Source organism: Pseudoalteromonas sp. MMG012 (genome assembly GCF_018100875.1).
Taxonomy (GTDB): domain Bacteria; phylum Pseudomonadota; class Gammaproteobacteria; order Enterobacterales; family Alteromonadaceae; genus Pseudoalteromonas; species Pseudoalteromonas aurantia.
Map to the genome: position 1 here is coordinate 1 of NZ_JAGJEF010000220.1, position 604 is coordinate 604.

The window sequence follows — 604 nt, forward strand, 5'->3', positions numbered from 1 at the left end:
GCCAATTTCATTAGTTTGGCTACACGATGTTTGCTACAATCTTCGCCTAAGTCTCGAAGGTCACTTGTGACTTTTCTATACCCATAGACACAGCCACTTTCTAGCCAAGAATGCTTGATTAGCCCTGTCAGTCGTTCATCTTCTAGCTCTCTTTTGGATTTCGGATTACTCATCCATGCATAGAAGCCGCTTCGCTGTACTGACAGTACTTTACACATCAACTTTGTTGGGTAATTCTTGAGTCTAGCTTTTATGAACGTGTATTTTTCTTTGACTCGCCCGCGAAAAATACAGTTGCTTCCTTTAGGATATCGCGTTCCATTGTCACTCGTTTCAGCTCTTTTTCTAACTGTTTAATACGGTCAGATTGTTCTTGAGACTGCTTATGCTCTTCACTATTCGGACCGTGCGTTTTTATCCAGTTATAAAGAGAGCTACTAGTTACACCAAGCCTTTCAGAAACACTAGCGACTGAATAGCCGTGCTCTGTGACTTGTTTTACGGCTTGTATTTTAAATTCATCTGTAAATCGTTGAGACATTTTTTCTCCTTAGTACACTTAATTATAAAGCAGTTAAGTGTCTAGAGAAGCCTGGTCGATTCA

Annotated in this window: 2 protein-coding genes; both read right to left on the reverse strand. The window is 40.2% G+C overall.

Annotation, left to right across the window (positions count from 1 at the left end; translation table 11 throughout):
* A partial coding sequence (locus tag J8L97_RS24155) for an IS3 family transposase (RefSeq protein WP_211053077.1) occupies positions 1 to 218 on the reverse strand: 218 nt, incomplete at its 3' end.
* 32 nt (positions 219 to 250) lie between these two features.
* Positions 251 to 541, reverse strand: a complete 291-nt coding sequence (locus J8L97_RS23135; RefSeq protein WP_211053076.1) for a transposase — start codon at positions 539 to 541, stop codon at positions 251 to 253.
* Positions 542 to 604: the final 63 nt, after the last annotated feature.